This window comes from Sporosarcina sp. P37 (assembly GCF_002109365.1).
GTDB lineage: Bacteria > Bacillota > Bacilli > Bacillales_A > Planococcaceae > Sporosarcina.
Window position 1 is genome coordinate 3,120,919 of record NZ_CP015349.1, and the last position, 19,145, is coordinate 3,140,063.

Sequence of the window (19,145 nt, forward strand, 5' to 3'; positions counted from 1 at the left end):
TAGTTTGTAAAATTGGAGTTTGGATAGGGAAGAAGCCGTGCCGTTCAGGCAGATACATTCATTCAGGTGAGCCGCCTGAACTAGTCACCGGCCAATGCTGAAATTGCGGATCACTCACTTTCCGTCTCTTTCCTTTCATCGACTTGACGGAGTTTCTTTTTACCCGGGGCAAGACGTGAGTCGCCGTGGTAAGTATGATACAATTTGCTTTAGAAACCTAATAGGAAGTTGATGATGGTATGTCTACAAGCAAATATGCAGTTGTCGATTTGGAAACAACTGGTCATTCGCCTTCAAAGGGAGATCGGATCATTCAAATTGCAATTGTCTTTATTGAAAATAATAAAATAATCGATACATATATGCGCTATGTGCATCCGCAGCGCTCTATCCCTCCCTTTATTCACCAATTGACATCCATCGGTGATGAAGATGTGAAGAATGCACCTCCTTTTGAAGAGATCGCCGAGGAAGTGGCGGATTTGCTTGCCGGATGTATTTTTGTCGCACATAATACAGATTTTGATGTGTCTTTTTTGCAAAAAGAATTGATTCGTTGCGGTGTATCACAGTGGCACGGCAAGAAAGTAGATACGGTGGAGCTGGCCAAAATTATGTATCCTACATTACCGGGCTACCGTCTGCAGGACATTGCTGATTCACTCGGCATTTCATTGTTTCAGGCACACCGTGCAGATGATGATGCGGAAGCGACGGCGCTGTTCCTGCTGAAGGCAATAGAGAAGATAGAAACATTGCCTAGGGAGACGCTGGAGCACATGCATGAGCGCTCATTCGCATTGAAATCAGATGTGTCGACATTGTTCTATGAAGCACTAAAACGGGCACGCGGCCGTGAAACATCGAGTATGTATGGGCTGTTCCGCGGCATTCCATACTTGAAGTCGAAAGTGGAGACTGCCTCCTGGAAACGGCCCATCGGCTTTCCGGCAGATGAGGCAGCAAAAGATCAAATCATGCAGAAAATCGATCCATCATTTCATATAAGGGAAGGTCAGGCCCGGCTGATGGATCTGACATGGGAGTCCTTTACTGAAAAGAAGCAAGTGGCTGTCGAAATGCCTACAGGGGCGGGGAAAACGATCGGTTATTTAGTTCCGGCAGTAATCCGTGCGCATGTGATGAGGCAGCCTGTGGTCATCAGTACGTACACGAACCATTTAGTAGATACGCTGGCTGAAGAAGTGCGGAGACTGGAACAGGCTCTTCAAATGACGATTCCGGCCACTATTATTAAAGGCATGGCGAATTATATATCCATCGGTAAGTTTGAGGAACTTCTGCATTTTACTGATGAAGTGTACGATGATTCGATTACGATTATGCAGCTGCTCGTCTGGCTGACAGAGACTCGCACAGGGGATTTGGATGAAGTCAATGTTTCCGGAGGCGGCCAGCTGTTTATTGACCGGATCCGCAAACGTTCCATGCGGGCGAAGGAAGATGAACGGGCAGCTGATTTTTATACGCATACGTTAAAAAACTGTCAGCAGTCTATGGTCCTGCTGACGAATCATTCCATGCTGATGAACGATCGGCAGCGGCATGATCCGTTATTTCATTCCATCAGCGGACTGGTGATTGATGAAGCGCATCAAATGAATCAGGCGGCCATCCGCACACATCAGCAAGTGTTTTCTTATACGAATTGGAAATATGTCATGAGTCAGCTGAATGGCTTGGGCAGCTGCCAGTTGTTATTCGACATGCAGGACATCTTGACGAAATTTCATGTTAATCATAAATATTCAACTGAACGTCTTCAGCATGCATTTGATGAATTCATGCTGGCTTTTGATGAATCGATGCTTGTCCTCATGAATTCAAAAACGGTAACGGATCATAAGCAAATGACGCGCTCCATAAAACCGTTTTCCAAACGCCTGCGGGCAAATGAAAGCTTTGGCATCGTATTGCGGAAGATGAACGAATACATCAGTGTTTGTGAAAACTATGGCATTCCATTACAAACCATGCAAGATGAACTGACGCAGCAAGAGCAGGCTGCCGTGAATGAATGGTTTTACTGGGTGAATGAAATGAAAATAAAAGCAGGCGAGTGGATTGAGCTGTTCATGGAGCAGCCCCAGACCAACGCAACGGTATGGATAGAAAAAGACAGCCGCAGCTTGCCGGGCAGTCTGCAGATTAAGAAAAGTCCGATTAGCGGCTCCGCTGTTATCCGTGATTTTATAGATACGCTTGACGGCGAAGCCGGAATCGTCTGGACTTCAGGCACGCTGACAGCTAAAGCGCAGGACCGCTTCGTGCTGGATCAGGCGGGGCTGCCGCCATCCGTTCCGCTCTATACATTTCAGGCACCTGCCAATTTCTATGAAGGTGCGCATACATTGATTGTAGAAGATATGCCCGATATACAGCAAGTATCGGATGATGAGTATATTGATTCCGTTGCCGACGCATTAATTCAGACAGCGGTTGCCATTGAAGGCAAAGTTTTTGCGCTGTTTTTGTCACATGACATGCTGCGGAAAACGCATCAGGCTGTGGCTGACAGCGAATCATTGGACGAAGAGTATATGCTGATTGCACAGGGTGTCAGTTCAGGCAGCCGGCATAAACTATTGAAAACATTTAAAAAGCAGGAGAAAGCCATACTATTCGGCACGACAAGTTTTTGGGAAGGCGTGGACGTGCCAAGTGAGCAATTATCGGCCGTGGTCGTGGTCCGCCTGCCGTTTACATCACCGGAAGAACCGTTGTTTAAAGCACGCGCCGCAGCTTTGCAGGCAGAACATAAAAATGCATTTACGCATCTCGGTCTGCCTGAAGCCATCCTGCGTTTTCGGCAAGGATTCGGCCGGCTGATCCGCTCTTCAGATGAGCAGGGATTCTTCATTATACTGGACCGGCGCATCGAAACGAAATCCTACGGGAAATCGTTCCTTGAGGCGCTGCCGCAGTCTTTTGTAAAAAAAGTATCGCTGGAGGGTCTAGTTAACGAGATTGAAAATTGCTATAATAAAGGTTGAACTACTAGAAAGCAGGTTAGAAAATGAATCGAAAAAAATCAGCGGTTCATTCGATAGGAAGTGTTGCTTATGCTCAACTGGATTAAGTTTCTATTCCTATTTTTACTCACCCTGGGGATCACGGTTACGCTAATCGTTTTCTATCAGGCGGAGAGGCCGTTTGCTGATGCACAAAATACAGCGAAAAAAGCCGTACTGAAGCATGAAGTTCTAAAAAACGTGCAGAAGACTGATCACTATCATGGGAAGAATTCATGGGTTACAGTCTATGGCACCGATGAAAAGAATCAGGAAAAGGTTATTTTTGTAGAGGAAAAAACTACAAAGATTCTAAAAGCTGTGTCACTGAAATCAGGTATTACTGAGCAGAAAGCCACTGATATTGTAAAGAAGGAAAAGGGCGTCAAGAAAATACTTCGGACATCTCTTGGACTCGAAGGTGAGGCAGTATTTTGGGAAGTCAGCTATCTGACAGAAGATGACAGCCTGAATTACGCCTATCTGAACTTTGCAGATGGAAAGTGGCAGAAGCGTATTATGAAGTTATAGAGAAAATGGGAATTAGAACTAAAGAGGAGCGGTCAATTTGAGAAAGCAATTAGCGTCCAGAGTTACTACTTTATCACCATCGACAACATTAGCGATTACTGCGAAAGCGAAAGAAATGAAAGCATCCGGCATCGACATAGTCGGGCTCGGAGCAGGTGAACCGGATTTTAATACGCCTGAAAACATTTTGGAAGCAGCGTATCAATCAATGAAAGATGGCAAGACGAAATATACTCCGTCCGGCGGTCTTCCGGAATTAAAAGATGCGATAATTGACAAATTGAAAAGAGATCAAGGATTAACATACAATCGTAACGAAGTATTAATCGGTGTGGGAGCGAAGCACGTACTCTTCACGCTATTTCAGGTATTACTGAATAAAGGTGATGAAGTCATCATTCCTTCTCCTTATTGGGTCAGTTATCCTGAACAGGTAAAGCTTGCTGAAGGTAAGCCGGTCTTCATTGAAGGAACGGCAGCTGAGCAGTTTAAAGTGACAGCCAAACAGATCAGCGAAGCTGTAACGGCACAGACAAAAGCAGTTATCATCAATTCACCCGGCAATCCGACGGGAATGATCTATTCAAAAGAGGAACTTGAAGCAATCGCGGATGTTTGCCGTGAAAAAGATATTTGGATCATTTCAGATGAAATTTATGAGAAACTTGTTTATGATGGCAAAGAGCATATTTCGATTGCACAGCTGTCGGATGATGCAAAAGAACGCACATTCATCATTAACGGTGTTTCAAAATCTCATTCGATGACAGGGTGGAGAATTGGATATATTGCTGGTGATGCAGAAGTAGTCGGAGCGATGACGAATTTGGCGAGCCACTCTACATCCAATCCTGCGACCACTTCCCAATACGCAGCGATTGAAGCGTACAACGGGCCTCAGGATGCTGTAGAGACGATGCGGAAAGACTTTGAATCCCGCTTGAATCAGGCATATCCAAAATTGGCTGCGATCCCTGGATTCCATGTGCTGAAGCCGCAAGGGGCATTTTATTTCCTGCCGGATGTACAGGAAGCAGTGGAAAAGACAGGCTATGCCAACGTGGATGACTTCGCACACGCGCTTTTGACAGAAGCGAATGTTGCGGTGATTCCCGGAACAGGCTTTGGTTCTGAAACAACGATTCGTTTGTCTTATGCGACATCAATCGATCAGCTGGAAAAAGGAATTGCACGAATCGAAAAATTTGTAAAAGATCATTGGAAAGCGTAATACAGAAGCAACACGTATGTTGCTGATGAGAGGAAGTTTCAAATATGCAGCAAGATAAGCGGCTGAAAATTTGGATTGAGCGGGGAAATGTTTCTATTTCCCAGCTCTTTTTTCAACACTATAAACAACTGCTGATTTCCGATAGTGACGCCATGGTAATTTTGCATATGATTGCATTTCAAGAGGCGGGAAACCATTTCCCGACTCCTACTGACATTGCGAACCGTATGCAGCAGCAAGAGAAGGATGTTACGGATTGCTTGCGGCGCTTGATGCAAAAAGGATTATTTACCATCGAACAAAGCACAGATGAAAATAAAGTATTGCACGAACGATTTTCATTCTATCCTTTATGGGAGCGTTTAATCGATGTGGTAGAAAAGCAGGCTATGCAAACGCAGGAACAGGAGATCAAGCAGGAAGAGGGAGAAATCTTCTCGCTTTTCGAGCAGGAATTCGGCCGGTTCCTGTCACCGATGGAATTTGAAACCATTGGAATGTGGATAGATAAAGACGGCCATTCTGCTGAAATTATCCGTGCAGCATTGCGTGAAGCAGTATTGGCACAAAAAATGAGCCTGCGGTATATTGACCGTATTTTGTTTGAATGGAAAAAGAAGAATGTCAAAACGATGCGTGATGTAGAAAGGCAGACGAAAGCATTTCGTCCGGCAGTCAACGCCACAGCGCCACAGACAAAAACGGAAATAAAGCATGTGCCTTTCTATAATTGGCTCGAAGAACGGGAGTAGGTGAAACGATGCTGACAAAAACGCAATGGCAAACGTGCCTGAAAACGTTTGAAGAGATGTTTCCTGAAGCGCACTGTGAACTGGTTCATAAAAATCCATTTGAATTGCTCATAGCCACGCTGTTATCTGCGCAGTGTACGGATGTCCTTGTTAACCGTGTAACGGCAGACCTGTTTCAGAAATATGAAACTCCTGAAGATTATCTCAGCGTACCGATTGAAGAGCTGCAGCAGGATATTCGTTCTATCGGACTCTACCGCAATAAATCGAAAAATATTCAGGCACTCAGTCTGCGGCTAATCGAAGAGTTCGGCGGGGAAGTGCCGTCGAACCGCGATACAATGATGACGCTGCCGGGTGTGGGGAGGAAGACCGCAAACGTGGTTGTGTCGAATGCATTCGGCGTGCCTGCCCTCGCTGTGGATACCCATGTCGAGCGTGTGGCAAAGCGCCTTGGCATGAATCGCTGGAAAGACCGGCCGATTGATGTGGAAGAAAAAATAATGCGCTGGACACCGATGGAATTATGGACACAGACTCATCATCAGATGATATTCTTTGGACGTTATCACTGCAAAGCGCAAAACCCCAACTGTCCGGAATGTCCGCTGTTGGATCTATGCCGTGAAGGCCGAAAAAGGATGAAGGCAAAATGAGCTATGACGAATTGAAAGAACACATACAGCGGGTGCTTACCGAGTGGGAGCAGCAGCAGCCCGAACTAGAGAAAATGTACGCGGTGCGTGATGAGCGCCGGCTGACTTTAATCGAGCCAGCGATTGATCAGCTGGCATGGCTGATCGCGCAGAGTGAAATCGTGCGAAATCCCCATACCGGCAACATGCATCATGCACTTGAGCCGAATAATTACACAGAACGCATAGAGTTTATTAAACTTCAGAAAAGCAGTCATTATGCACTCATTCAACTGATGATGCTATACGATGAAATGAAAAAGAAAGCCGCGCGATTGCGTGTGCAGCAATAAAATAAAAGAGCGGAACGGCAAGTGAATGTACTTGTCGTTCCGCTCTTTTTAGTTAATTGGAAGAGGAATCGGACGAAATATTATCGGAATCATTTTGATTTTGTCCCTGATTTCCTTGTCCCTGATTTCCCTGGTTCCCTTGATTGCTTTGTCCTTGATTGTTCTGGCCTTGCCCTTGATTTTCACCTCGGTTTGGAAAACCTTGATTCCCCTGATTATCGGGGTTAGTCTGATCCGGGTTTCCAGAGCCATCAGAGTCTGGCGGGTTTTGACCGTCTTGCTCACCATCGTTATCGTTATCTTCATTGTCAGACGGATTATTATTTCCGTTGTTCTGATCATCATCAGTATCGGAGTCATCCGATGGCTGTTCTTCCCTATCAGGTTCACTTGCATTTTCTATCGACAGGGAAGTTGTGACAGAGCCGCTCGTATAGCCTCCCATGCTGGCGCTGACGGAGAATGTATAGCTTTTTCCGTATTCTACACCCGAGTAGGCTGCCTGTTTACTGGAAGTGGTCGTAATGGTTTGAGGGCTGCCGCCATCAACGGAGACACTGACAGTAAATGCAGGATTGCCGAGACTGCTGTATTTATCCGAAGCATAGTAATTCCAATTCAGCTGAATCGTATTTGACTCGGCATTAAACTTCGCTGTGAAATCATCAGGGCTTGGAATCGTCACCGTCTCCGGGATAGACGTTTTATCCGGCAATGTTCCTCTGACGAACAATTCATTACGGATTAGATTACTGTAAGTGAATGAACTGGCCAGCATAATAGGATCACTGCCTCTGACAATTGCGGCTTCTTCAACTGAAGCAGGCTTTTCAAATGTTCCGGGATTTTTCGCTATGCTGCTCATTACCGTTTTAAATAACTTTTGCGGTACAAAGCGGCCGTATTCATATGTCGTAATCGGAGTTTTATAGTCTGCATATCCTCCCCACGTCGAAATCGTATATTCGGTTGTATATCCTGTAAACCATGTATCCGGAACGTAAGTGCTCTTCATATTGTATTTTTGAATTAACGAAGAAGGATAATTTGTCGTTCCTGTTTTTCCTGCAATATCCATCCCGTTGATGTAGGCACGTGTTCCCGTAGCTTCGCTTGCCGTCAACACGTCACGCAACATATCGGTAATCATATAAGCAGTGGAATCTTTCATCGCTGTGACCGGATCAGGGCGTAGATTCTTTTCCGTTTTCCCGTCACGCAATACCAGTTTTGTGACCGCGTGCGGTTTCGTATAAATTCCGCCGTTACCAAATGCGGCATATGCGCCTGCCATCTGGACTGTGGAGAACTCTGCCTCCCCACCGCCAAGTGCGTTGCCGGCAGTCGGGTTTTCATAAGCAAATCCAAGTTTTCCAGCGAATGATTTGGCTTTTTTTGCGCCGACTTCTTCAAATGTTTTGATTGCAGGAACATTTCGAGACCAATACAATGCTTCACGCATCGTTAACGTTCCCAGGAAACGTCCATCCGCGTTGTTTACGGATTTATTCATCCCTTTATATTTGTATGGTTCATCGACAACTTTTTGTCCAGTTGACCAGTTCAGCTCTTCAATTGCAGGTCCGTAAGAGAGGATCGGCTTAACGCTTGAGCCTGGAGCACGTTTCAGCTCTGCAAAGTTCATGTTTCGTCCAGAATAATTCCGCCCGCCGCCAAGTGCTACAATGGCGCCGGTTTTCGTATCAAGCACGGTCATTCCGGCTTCCATGTCTTCCGATTCATAATAACTCGGATCATTGATCGCTGCCTCGACAGTTTCCTGCACTTTCGGATCAAGCGCTGTCTGAACCGTTACGCCTTCTGCCAGCATATCGGATAAACCGGCTGCCTCGATTTCATCGAGTACCGCATCTACGTAAGCCGGGTACTTACTGAACGTTTGCCGATCCTCTTCTGCCAATAAAGTAGAAGTGACCGGCACTTTTTTCGCTTCGTTCATTTCTGCCGTCGAAATTTTACCATGGCGTTCCATCAGAGTCAGCACGGTATTCCGGCGTTTTTCAGCACGTTCCGGATATTTAAATGGGTTATAGCCGTTTGGATATTGCGGCATTCCTGCAAGCATAGCGATTTCCGGCAGTTCCAGTTCGCTTACTTTTTTTCCGTAGAAATAGTTGGCGCCAGTTCCGAATCCGTAGCGGTTTCCTGACATCAGCACTTTATTGAAATACATTTCAAAGATTTCTTCCTTGGTATATTCCTTTTCCAATTTGTGGGCAAGCCATGCTTCCTGTGCTTTCCGTTTCAATGTCTTTTCATTTTTTAAAAAAGAGTTTTTAATCACTTGCTGCGTCAGTGTCGAAGCACCTTGTGAACCGAATCCGCTGCGCAGGTTGGCAAGTACAGCACCGCCCAGCCGGTAAAAGTCAATACCGCCGTGTTTAAAGAAGCGGACATCTTCGGTGGCGAGAATCGCATCTTTCATCTGTTCGGGGATTTCTTCATACGGCACGAACTCCCGTTTTTCTGCGCCGAATTTCATGAATACATCTCCGTCTTTTGTCACGAAGTTGGATGTCAATGGATCTTTCAGCAGTTCCTCATCGAGATCAGGAGCGGTACTTGCATAATAAGCGAATAAGGAGATTCCGCCTACCATGACTGCAAGGAATAATGCAACGATGCCTATGAAAATTTTCTTCCATAAATCTTTAGGGAATTTACCTCGCGGACGTTTGGGCTGCTCCGTCACCTGCTGCTTTCTTCTGGCTGTTCTTGAGTTTATATTGTCACTCATATTATTTCCTGCCTTTCGCTGTCATTAATCGGTCTTGCGTGTTACCCAATCGGCTACAGCCTGAATATAGTCAAGCCGCGGCTGGTAACCGGTTTTGATTTCAATGGACCGTTCCTCGATTTCGAGTAACGTGATGGATTTTCTTCCGCCTTCCTCCATTCGTTTCCATAGGGGGTAAAACTCTTGAAACGGCAATAAAAAGTATCGGTCGAGCAGTGTGAAATTGACAATAAAAAAAGCAAGTCCTGATTGATCATTTACTTGCTTCATATGCTGCACCTGATGCAAATGAATATTTTGCAATGGCAATGAAGTTTTATTTTTCGTTTCTTTTGCTTCAAAGTCGACATAGTAGCCGTTCCAAACGCCGTTGTAGTCTGTTGTGGAAGGAGTGCGGAAGTATGCTTCTGTAATCACTGCAGCACTTCTTGCCGGGTAACGGACGTTGACGATTTGCACCGGAACGGGCTTTTTATGAATGACGGCCATGCCATGGGCCAGATAGTATTCATTTGTGTCGTTGATTTCGTCCTCTAATGATTTACCCCGATTACTGAAGGAGTAGTCATATCTCTTTTTTTGCGCAGAAGAAACGGACGGATTGAACTTTTTTCCGTTCGGATAACGTATCGCCAATGTGACCACCTCGTACACTACATCATACCATACCCACTAGTAGACGAGTTACCGATAAGAAGGTTTCATTGGAAGTAAATGAGGACAAATTCGTGACGATTTGGAATGTTTGTTCGCAGAAAGTGGAGGTGTAGCTGCATTTCTGATAAAATGAAAGACAGTACGTTTTATTATGATTGATTATAAAGGAGTTTACTATATATGAGCAAGGTGGAAGACACAAGGTTACTGCTGACGATTTGCGATGAGTGCGAACAGCGATTTTATCGAATGAGAGAGACCGGTCATGAACCTGATTTCTTTAAAGAGGTGAAACCGTATGCTGACGCCAGCCATCAGGCGATTGCGAAATGGGCTGAAGAGATGAAGACGTGGATACAGGACGAAAAACCGCGTTACGTTCATGAAGTGCAGATTGACTCCTTAAAAGATTCTATGACTCAATTTGTTGTGCAGTCATTTTACAAAGCGACCGGAAAAAAGCGTTTTATCCTCTCCATCCGTGCGGCACGTTATACGCTGCAGACAGTTCTGGATGCAATGAATGCAGAAAAGGGAGAGGACCATGTGAATGAATAAACAAAATATACCGGAGACAATTCAGCAGTTATTCGCTGATCCGCGCTTTGGGCCGAATATCGCCTATATTGAAACGCTGAAGGAACAGGAAGCGGTCACAGCCGAATTTCCCCCGTCCCTTCATCCGTCCATTCGCAAAGCACTGGCGACAAAAGGCATCGGTCAGCTATACAGCCATCAGCGGCAGGCATTTGATGCAGTGGAGGAAGGGCATTCCATCACGGCCATCACACCGACAGCATCCGGCAAATCTTTGTGTTATCATTTGCCGGTGCTGCAGTCGATTCTCGATAATCCTGCATCGCGTGCGTTATATTTATTTCCGACAAAAGCACTGGCACAAGATCAGCTGGCAGACCTTCATGAATTGATTGAGGCGAGCGGAGAAACGATATTAAGTCATACGTATGACGGCGATACCGCACCCGGTTTGCGGACAAAAGTACGAAAGTCGGGTCATATTATTTTGACAAACCCTGATATGCTGCATTCAGCTATTTTACCGCACCACACAAAATGGATTTCTTTATTTGAGAACCTGAAATATATCGTTGTCGATGAGCTTCATACGTATAAAGGGGTGTTCGGCAGTCATGTGGCGCATGTTCTCAGAAGGTTACAGCGCATTTGCCGGTTTTACGGAAGTGATCCGATTTTTATCTGTACATCCGCAACGATTTCAAATGCCAAAGAACTGGCAGAGAACTTGACGAATAAAGATATGGTGCTGATTGATCAAAACGGCGCACCGCGCGGCAAGAAACATTTCATTTTCTATAATCCGCCGATTGTCCATGATGTCTTTGGCATCCGAAGAAGTGCGGTGCTTGAAGTGCGTGATCTCGGCGCATTTTTATATCAGCGGCATATCCAAACTATTATTTTTGCACGCAGCCGGGTCCGGGTGGAAATGCTGGTAACGTATATGAAAGAATTGACAAAGAAAAAATTATTCGATGACACTGTAATGGGCTATCGCGGCGGCTATCTGCCGTCAGAGCGCAGAAAGATTGAAAGCGGCCTGAAAGATGGAGATATCCGTACCGTCGTCAGCACAAATGCGCTGGAACTCGGTATTGATATCGGTCAATTGCAGGCGTGTATTATGACAGGTTACCCGGGAAATATTGCGAGTGCGTTGCAGCAGGCCGGCCGTGCGGGCAGGCGTCAGGAAGATGCGCTGATCATTTACGTGGCGCAGTCGATGCCGCTTGATCAGTATATTATTCAGCATCCGCAATATCTGCTCGGACGGCAGCCTGAAGAAATTCATATACATCCAGACAATATGCTGATCTTAATGGATCATTTAAAATGTGCGTCATTTGAGCTGCCGTTCAGCTCGACAGAGACGTACGGTGAATTTGAAGTGCAGGAGCTGCTGGCGTTTTTGCAGAGTGAAGGAGTGCTTTTGCAGACATCAGATAAATGGCACTGGATGACCGACCGTTTTCCGGCAGGTGAAATCAGTCTTCGTTCCGCTTCTCAGGAAAATGTTATTATCATTGACCAAACATTCCCGAAAGAGACACGTGTCATTGGTGAAATGGACCGTTTCAGCGCCATGACATTATTGCATGAAGAAGCGATTTACTTACATCAAGGCACGCAATACCAGGTTGAGAAACTGGATTGGGAAGAGAAGAAAGCATACGTCACAGTGGTGGATGTCGATTACTTCACTGATGCCAATCTGGCAGTGGAACTGAAAGTGATCAGTGAAGACAAGCGAACGGAAGACGGAGACCGCACAACCGCTTATGGAGACTTGGCAGTGCTTGCGATTCCGACGATTTTTAAGAAGATTAAGTTTGGTAATAGTCATGACAATATCGGTTCGGGTCCAATCTCGCTCCCGGCCGAAGAACTGCATACCAATGGTACCTGGCTAGCGTTTAATATACCGGAAGGGTGGGATAAGTCTAATTTGACTGACGCGATGAACTCTGCAGCTTATGCTATTCAGTCACTCATCCCGCTGTTCGTTAAGTGTGACAGAAATGATATTCACGTTGTGCCGCAAGTGAAGGCGACGCACACGCAGAAGCCGACTTTCTATATCTACGACAGCTATCCAGGCGGTATTGGATTGAGCGAAAATATCTTTGATCGATGGAATGAACTGCTCGACATGACTGCTGACCATATCAATGACTGTAACTGCAAACACGGCTGCCCGATTTGTATTGGCGCCCAGGAAGCAGGACAAGTACACAATAAAACGAATGCTGAGCAGTTATTAAGAGATCTGATTAAATAAAAAGGGGAGCCGAGGCGGTCAGCGCTTCAGCTCCTCTTCCTCTAATAATTTATAAATCGTCTTCCGATTAATCCCCGTTTGTTTCTCCAATTGTCGTCCACTCAAGTTGGGACTTACTCTCAACACTTCCTGTAATACAATTATCCGCTGCTGCTTCAAATTAGGACAAAGCCTATTCGGTGCCAGGTGTTTGAATGGTCCAAACCGTTCCTGGTCCTGTTTCAGCGTAAAAGGCTGGCTGCCAATCATTTTTCCCAGTGCTTCTAATGTTAGCCCCTTGTGTTCGGACAGCGTCTTCTGAGCATGCGCATACCGACTCCGTGAACTTTCCAGTAATTCACGCTCTTTTGTCTCCTCCATCGTTTCAATTCGTATTTTTACATCCACATTCACTTCCTGAGGCAACAGAGCATGAAGAATCAATACATCACCCTGCAGGGTAGCAGAAGGGAAGAGGCTGCCGATTAGTTTCTGCTGATCGATTGGATCGAGCAGTTCTTCAAAGCGACTGGCCACCCCGAAAAACTCTGCAACTGTATCGAAATTCAGCTTATCTTTCTGGATCAAGTCGCGTTTCCGTTTGCGTTCAGCTAAATCATTCTGGATTTGCTGCGCCTGCTTCTCCAGAAAGCGATGACGCTCATCCAGCTTCTCCTTCGGCCACTTATCATCCAGATAGAGATCCAGCAGCTTGTCCATCTTGCCAGAAACATCAGTCTTCATTTTCTCCAAACGTTTTACATCGACATCCAATCTGGCCAGTTCGGCTTCGTCAAAATCCGAATCAATATAATCTGCAATCTTATCGGTATCGGTGAGGATATCCTTCACAGCCTGAGCGATACGGTGCTTGATCCGCTTGTCATTAATGCTAGGCTTTGCCGGGCAGTCAGAAAGTGTCTTCTCATTCGTATGTGTCAAGACGTACAAGCCATATCGCTGAGACTTGTTCCGGCTATACGTGTACTGTTTCTTCACGCTGATTTCCTTTTGGCAGGACGCGCAGATGACCGTCACATCACGGAGAAAATGCGGGTCAGCAGGTTTACGTCGATAGCGCCGGTTCAATTCGTTCTGGATCCGGGCATACATCAGCTCAGTGCGAAGCAGGGGATACACGCCGGGCACAGTGATCGTCTCTCCATTGCTGAATGACTTCTGCAAAACGCCATGATAGGCAGGGTTCTTCAGCTTGCTGAGCACCTGCTGGCTCGTCCAGCGCTTGCCTTCTGCCGTCTTGCTGATCTTGTTTAGCTCAGTGGCGATAGCAGTCGCACCCAGCCGTTTCTCGATGTACAGGTCGTCGATGTAGGGAATCAGCCAGGAACGCTCCTCATTCACCGTGATTTCCTCGGTATCCTTGTTGTAGCAGTACTCTTCCGGCTGCTTGCCCCACACCTTACCTTCACGGGTCTTCTGCCGTTTCCCACGCATCATCTTCCGAAGCAGATCACGCCGTGAACGCTGGGCGAGCAAATTCTTCAGATCCGATATGAATTCATCATCCTCATTGGCCAGATCCACCACGCTGCCGGGCTCTGCGATCTTCACACGGTTCTCACGCAGTACGCCTTTCAGGTACTCCCACTTAATCGTATCCAGACGCGAGAGACGGTCCTGTTCGATGCAAAGGACAACATCAATCTTGCCGTCTTCCACCTGATCCAGCATCGCTTCCAATCCGTCTTTGTCTAGCTTAGTTCCGCTGTCCACGTCCTTGAAGATATCTACGATTTGCCAGTTCTGTGATTGTGCATAGCGAGTGAGTTCGGTCGTCTGGGCGTTTAGACTGTATCGGTCTTCTTGGAGCTTGGTGGATACACGGATGTAGATGGCTGTTCTCATTTAAAACCAGTCCCTTCCCAATAAATACATAAGAACCTATGTTCTTTTGTAAGCCCGTAATATAAAAAAACGTACCTATTTGGTACGTCATCACAAATAGCCCGATTGCTTCCTGTTTTTGAAGCAGCGGGCTGTTATTTTTTACATTCCAGTTGGATTTGTGGCGACCACGGCAGATAGTCATCCAGTCGTGAAGGATTCTGGCCGAATTCCAGATTCGGAAGTTCCGAAAAGACCTTTTTCAAATACATATAGAAATCAATCCCATGTAATTTGGCGGTCTCTGCTAGGCTGAGACAGATGGCGTTCGCTTTCGCGCCCGCTTCGCTGACAGAGAATAGCCAATTTTTTCGACCGATCACGTTCGGACGGATAGCGTTTTCTGCCGGATTGTTATCGATTTCCAGACGACCATCTGTTAAGAATAGCTGAAGCTCTTTTTTCCGCTTCAACGTATAGTCTGCGGCTGTTGCCAGCGCATTCGTTCCGTAAAAAGGACTCTCTTCTATCCATGCGAAGAATTTTTTCACGATCGGCTTGGAATACTTTTTCCGCATCCGTCGGCGTTTCCCTGGCCGTAGTTGGCGAAACTCTCGTTCTAACGCATATAGTTGGTTACAGAAATCCACGCCGATTTGTCCATTCTTGGAGTTGGCTTTCAGCCAATACCTACGGACGTGCGCCCAACAGTTGGCGAATTGTATATCCGGCAGATTACCGTAAGCAGAATATCCGTCACAAATGACGGTTCCCCGAAATCCTTGGATGAAAGATTCCAAAACGGCACGAGAACGCGACAGGGAACTATGGAACAGCACCATGACAGGACCTTGGCAAGGAATCGTTTTGCACACCCAATTATAAGCCTTGCTTTGAGCCGGTTTACCGTCTGTGCGAAAGAGTACCTGAGCTGAGGTTTCATCCACATGCAGGACGTTCCGACAAGTCAACAGTTCTTTCATTCGCTCGTAGAGAGGAGCTAACCAGTCTTCGGTTGCACGGATGACCCAGTTAGACAAATTTTTGTCATTAGCTTTGAGCCCATGACGTGCCCATTCCTTTACCTGTCGGTAAAGGGGAAGATATTGCATGAACTTCTGGTAAATGACGTGGGCCAAGACACTCGGTCCAGCGACGCTTCTTTGAATGGCGGGCTGCGGGGCCTTTCCTCTGACAATCATGGAGGAAGTGTTCGAATCTGTCTTGCAGTGTGTACATTCGTAGGTATGTTCTACGTGCTGAATACGTTTCAGGCTAGCTGGGATGAATTCTGCCTCTTCCCGAACGACTTGACCCTCACCCATCTCTGTCAATGGATGCAGGCAGCAGTTGCATTCCAACTGCTCGGGATGATGATGAATGACTTCTGTGGGGATCCCCTCATCAAATAGATCATTTCGTTTCTTCGGACGTTTTCGGACAACAGTGTAAGAAATCATCTGTTGGCTTTGTTCTTCTGTCTGCTCAGAATCGGGAAAAGGGTTCTCGTCCTCATCGAATAAGGATCCTTGCCCGTCGGGCACTTGATACTTGGATTTCTCTGTTTTGGAACCAAATAATTGCTTGGTCAAATACTGTACCTGTTGAGTCAATGTCTCCACCTGTCGGGACAGCTTTTCATTTTGTTCATTGGAATACGCCAGTTGTTCTTCCAATAGCGCAATGACTTTTTCCAATGATTCTTCTGCTGAACGCTTGGCCATTTCCTTCACCGCTTTCCTTCTCGTTGTGAGTGTTTAGTGCAAAATAGAAGTACATAGTTTTGAAATGAAAAAGTACATAACATTGCAACGTAAGTTTCAATAAAAAAAGGCTTGCCAGCCTCTTCAAACTTCTCTACTGTATTGGTGTCGAATCAAAACCAGTGGAGGTTGAAAGGAATGCTGACAATGCCTGAAATTAATTGTATCAAACTAATGAGAAATCAGAAATCATTATCTATCAACAAGATATCTAAAACCTTAGGAATTAATTGGAGAACTGCTAAAAAGTATGCTGATGGTGATCTATTACCTAAAGAAGCAAAGAGAAAAAGATCGGGAATGATGTATAGAGAAAAATGGGGAGAAATTGTTGGAGATTGGCTTTGGGAAGATCAGAAGCTTAAAAGAAAAGATAGAAGAACTAATAAAGGAATTTTTAAGGCCTTGCAAGAGATGGGATTCGAGGGGTCCTATCGGACTGTTTCAAACTATATTCAAGAATGGCGTGAAGGAAGAGAAGACCTGGAGGATGAAACGAAAGACAAAAGCTATGAGAGACTCATCCATCCCCCTGCTGAGGCACAATTAGATTTCGGATTGATGCAAGCTGTGCAGGATGGAAAATACCGAGATGTTCATTGTTTGGTTATGACGCTTCCTTTTAGTAACAGTGCATTTGCCATCCCATTGCCAGCAGAAAATCAAGAGTGTCTTTTACACGGTATGAAACTTATCTTCGATCAACTTGGTGGTATTCCAAGAACAATCCGTATTGATAACATGAAAACTGCAGTGGTGAAACCAAGGAATAGAAATGAAGAGGCTGCTTTTACCCAAGAATTTTTACAGTTCGCCACTCATTATGGATTTGAACCACAAGCCTGTAATCCATATTCTGGTCACGAAAAAGGAAATGTAGAAAATAAGGTGGGATATGTTCGATATAACTTTATCACTCCGGCCCCTGTTATAGAGGACTTAGACCACTTGACAAAGCTACTGCAAGAGCAACTAACGACAGATCGACAACGTATTCACTATAAGAAGCAAGTTCCGTTACAAGAGTTACTGGAGGAGGAGCATCAATATCTTTTAGCATTACCTGAAGAAGAATATCCAGTATTCAAAGAGGAGAAAACAAAAGCGAATAAGTATGGAGAAATCACGTTAGATAAAACGAAGGTGTATGTTCCAAAAGGATATAATTACAGTCAATTATCCGTAGTGAAGTACTGGGATCGCTTTAAGGTGGTGTCTCCTCACGGAGAGCCGTTATATCAAGACAACCGACCCTATATGCATAAGAATCGCGAGATTCCTTGGCAATCCATCTTGAAAGCATGGTTGAGTAAACCACGGGCAGTAAGCTATTCACGTTATTCAGCTTATTTACCTGGTCGACTCTTTGAATATCTAAACATCTCTAATCTTTCGATTCGCAAAGAGCGTATTCAATGGATTATCGGGCTTTTAGCTACGTATGAAATGAATGAAATCAATAATCAATTCTACGAACTCTTAAGTGGTCAATCGGACGAGTTAAAAGAGCCAGATGCGCATCCCTATAACATTGATTGGAGCAAGTATGATCAGCTTCAGAGTGCTCCTCAGATTGAAGGTGAGGGGAAATGACCCAAGATTTACAGACCATGTGCAAAGCATTGCGCTTAGCGCACGTGCATGATGTTTATTCAGATATCCCATTTGAAAATTCTGCTCAATTTCTTGAAGCTTTATTAAAAAAAGAGCTGCAGTTACGGGAAGAAACGAAAGCCGAGAGATTGATTAAGAAAGCAAGATTTCTGCAAAAGAAGTCCCTTTCGGCATTTCAATGGAATGAACAGATTCATTTTCCCTCTCATATTGATTCGCAAGAATTATGTACGTTAAGTTTCATCAGGCGCAAAGAGAATGTCATTCTAACCGGTGCGCCCGGTACAGGAAAGACTCACTTAGCTACGGCCATTGGTTATGATGCGTGTAAAAGAGGGCTTGAAGTACGATTTTACCGGGTTTCAGATCTAGCAGAAGCATTGGAGAAATCCTGGCAGGAGGGAAAGTCAACGCAGTTTAGAGCGCGTTTTAAAAACGTAGACCTTATCATATTGGATGAAATGGGGTACATACCATTCAATAAGGAAGGGGCAGAACTCCTCTTTCAGCTGATTTCTGACTGGTACGAACAAAAAAGTTTAATCATCACATCAAACTTGGAATTTAGTCAGTGGAATCGCGTTTTTAGCGATTCTAGATTGACTGCAGCATTAGTAGATCGGGTGATACATCATGCCCATATATTGAATTTTACGGGAGATAGTTTTAGAGTAACAAACGCTTTATCACGTCAAAAATAATACTGAAATGAAGGCTGGCAAGCTTATGTATTTTACTTTGCATTCTTCTGCACTTTTATCTTGCAAAACACAGTGAGTAGTATACCGGATTTCACAGGACGTGAATAGCTATTTTTAAAACACACCTCTTGCAGAAGGGGGAATCGCTTTTGGCTGTTGGATGGACAACCCTTCGAGCAGCCAGCGCAGTTCCTGTTGTGTCAGGTTCTTGACCTCCGTTTCACTCCGTGGCCATTGCAGTTTGCCTGTGTCTAGCCGCTTATACAACATCGCAAATCCATCCCCATCAAAGTAGAGACATTTATAGCGGTCTTTTTTCCAACCGGCGAACAAAAAGATGGAGTCGCTGTAAGGGTCAAGTTCAAAAGAGTCTTGGACTAATGTCGCCAGTCCATCAATGCCTTTTCGCATATCGGTCTTTCCGCAGACAATATATATATTCTGCACATCCGTATAATCCTGTTTCATGGATGCAT

The 19,145-nt window shown here is 45.3% G+C and carries 15 protein-coding genes; 10 read left to right on the forward strand and 5 right to left on the reverse strand.

The window, feature by feature from the left end; genetic code table 11:
- The first annotated feature begins 239 nt into the window (after positions 1 to 239).
- The 6 genes from dinG to SporoP37_RS15585 all read left to right on the forward strand — a co-directional run bounded on the left by dinG (position 240) and on the right by SporoP37_RS15585 (position 6,534).
- On the forward strand, positions 240 to 3,014 hold the full coding sequence (dinG, locus tag SporoP37_RS15560; RefSeq protein WP_085431398.1) for an ATP-dependent DNA helicase DinG: 2,775 nt from the start codon (positions 240 to 242) through the stop codon (positions 3,012 to 3,014).
- A 69-nt stretch (positions 3,015 to 3,083) separates the two neighbouring features.
- Positions 3,084 to 3,563 carry a cell wall elongation regulator TseB-like domain-containing protein gene (locus SporoP37_RS15565; RefSeq protein WP_081244560.1) on the forward strand — a complete coding sequence of 160 codons (480 nt, stop codon included), beginning with the start codon at positions 3,084 to 3,086 and terminating at the stop codon, positions 3,561 to 3,563.
- 37 nt (positions 3,564 to 3,600) lie between these two features.
- Positions 3,601 to 4,794 carry a pyridoxal phosphate-dependent aminotransferase gene (locus tag SporoP37_RS15570; RefSeq protein ID WP_085431399.1) on the forward strand — a complete coding sequence of 398 codons (1,194 nt, stop codon included), beginning with the start codon at positions 3,601 to 3,603 and terminating at the stop codon, positions 4,792 to 4,794.
- Positions 4,795 to 4,838: 44 nt separating this feature from the next.
- Positions 4,839 to 5,546, forward strand: coding sequence for a DnaD domain-containing protein (locus SporoP37_RS15575; protein WP_081244563.1), 708 nt, complete (start codon positions 4,839 to 4,841; stop codon positions 5,544 to 5,546).
- 8 nt (positions 5,547 to 5,554) lie between these two features.
- Entirely contained in the window at positions 5,555 to 6,202 is a 648-nt protein-coding gene (gene nth / locus SporoP37_RS15580) for an endonuclease III (RefSeq protein WP_081244565.1), read from the forward strand.
- Positions 6,199 to 6,534, forward strand: a complete 336-nt coding sequence (locus SporoP37_RS15585) for a YpoC family protein (protein ID WP_081244566.1) — start codon at positions 6,199 to 6,201, stop codon at positions 6,532 to 6,534. Before nth ends, SporoP37_RS15585 begins: the two co-directional genes overlap by 4 nt.
- 52 nt (positions 6,535 to 6,586) lie before the next feature.
- Here the strand turns inward: SporoP37_RS15585 and SporoP37_RS15590 are convergent, their stop codons facing one another.
- Together SporoP37_RS15590 and recU are read right to left on the reverse strand one after the other, a co-directional pair.
- Complete coding sequence (locus SporoP37_RS15590) at positions 6,587 to 9,292, reverse strand: transglycosylase domain-containing protein (protein WP_081244567.1); 2,706 nt, start codon at positions 9,290 to 9,292, stop codon at positions 6,587 to 6,589.
- Positions 9,293 to 9,316: 24 nt separating this feature from the next.
- Positions 9,317 to 9,928 (reverse strand): Holliday junction resolvase RecU, encoded by a 612-nt coding sequence (gene recU / locus SporoP37_RS15595; RefSeq protein WP_081244569.1) that lies wholly within the window; start codon positions 9,926 to 9,928, stop codon positions 9,317 to 9,319.
- Positions 9,929 to 10,129: 201 nt separating this feature from the next.
- Between recU and SporoP37_RS15600 the strand changes: the two genes are divergently transcribed.
- Both SporoP37_RS15600 and SporoP37_RS15605 read left to right on the forward strand, forming a co-directional pair.
- Positions 10,130 to 10,507, forward strand: coding sequence for a YppE family protein (locus tag SporoP37_RS15600; protein WP_081244570.1), 378 nt, complete (start codon positions 10,130 to 10,132; stop codon positions 10,505 to 10,507).
- Complete coding sequence (locus SporoP37_RS15605) at positions 10,500 to 12,767, forward strand: DEAD/DEAH box helicase (RefSeq protein WP_085431400.1); 2,268 nt, start codon at positions 10,500 to 10,502, stop codon at positions 12,765 to 12,767. Before SporoP37_RS15600 ends, SporoP37_RS15605 begins: the two co-directional genes overlap by 8 nt.
- Positions 12,768 to 12,785: 18 nt before the next feature.
- Here SporoP37_RS15605 and SporoP37_RS15610 read toward each other — a convergent pair whose 3' ends face one another.
- Together SporoP37_RS15610 and tnpC are read right to left on the reverse strand one after the other, a co-directional pair.
- Complete coding sequence (locus SporoP37_RS15610) at positions 12,786 to 14,612, reverse strand: recombinase family protein (RefSeq protein ID WP_085431401.1); 1,827 nt, start codon at positions 14,610 to 14,612, stop codon at positions 12,786 to 12,788.
- 134 nt (positions 14,613 to 14,746) lie between these two features.
- On the reverse strand, positions 14,747 to 16,315 hold the full coding sequence (tnpC, locus tag SporoP37_RS15615; protein ID WP_085431677.1) for an IS66 family transposase: 1,569 nt from the start codon (positions 16,313 to 16,315) through the stop codon (positions 14,747 to 14,749).
- Between the two features lie 213 nt (positions 16,316 to 16,528).
- Here tnpC and istA point away from each other — a divergent pair, with 213 nt between their 5' ends.
- The gene (gene istA, locus SporoP37_RS15620; protein WP_335696860.1) at positions 16,529 to 17,947 is read left to right on the forward strand and encodes an IS21 family transposase; all 1,419 of its coding nucleotides are present in this window, start codon (positions 16,529 to 16,531) and stop codon (positions 17,945 to 17,947) included.
- Positions 17,944 to 18,669 carry an IS21-like element helper ATPase IstB gene (istB, locus tag SporoP37_RS15625; protein ID WP_085430033.1) on the forward strand — a complete coding sequence of 242 codons (726 nt, stop codon included), beginning with the start codon at positions 17,944 to 17,946 and terminating at the stop codon, positions 18,667 to 18,669. Before istA ends, istB begins: the two co-directional genes overlap by 4 nt.
- Before the next feature lie 114 nt (positions 18,670 to 18,783).
- On the opposite strand, the gene tnpB is transcribed toward istB, so the two are convergent.
- Positions 18,784 to 19,137, reverse strand: a complete 354-nt coding sequence (tnpB, locus tag SporoP37_RS15630; protein WP_085430172.1) for an IS66 family insertion sequence element accessory protein TnpB — start codon at positions 19,135 to 19,137, stop codon at positions 18,784 to 18,786.
- Between the last annotated feature and the right edge of the window lie 8 nt (positions 19,138 to 19,145).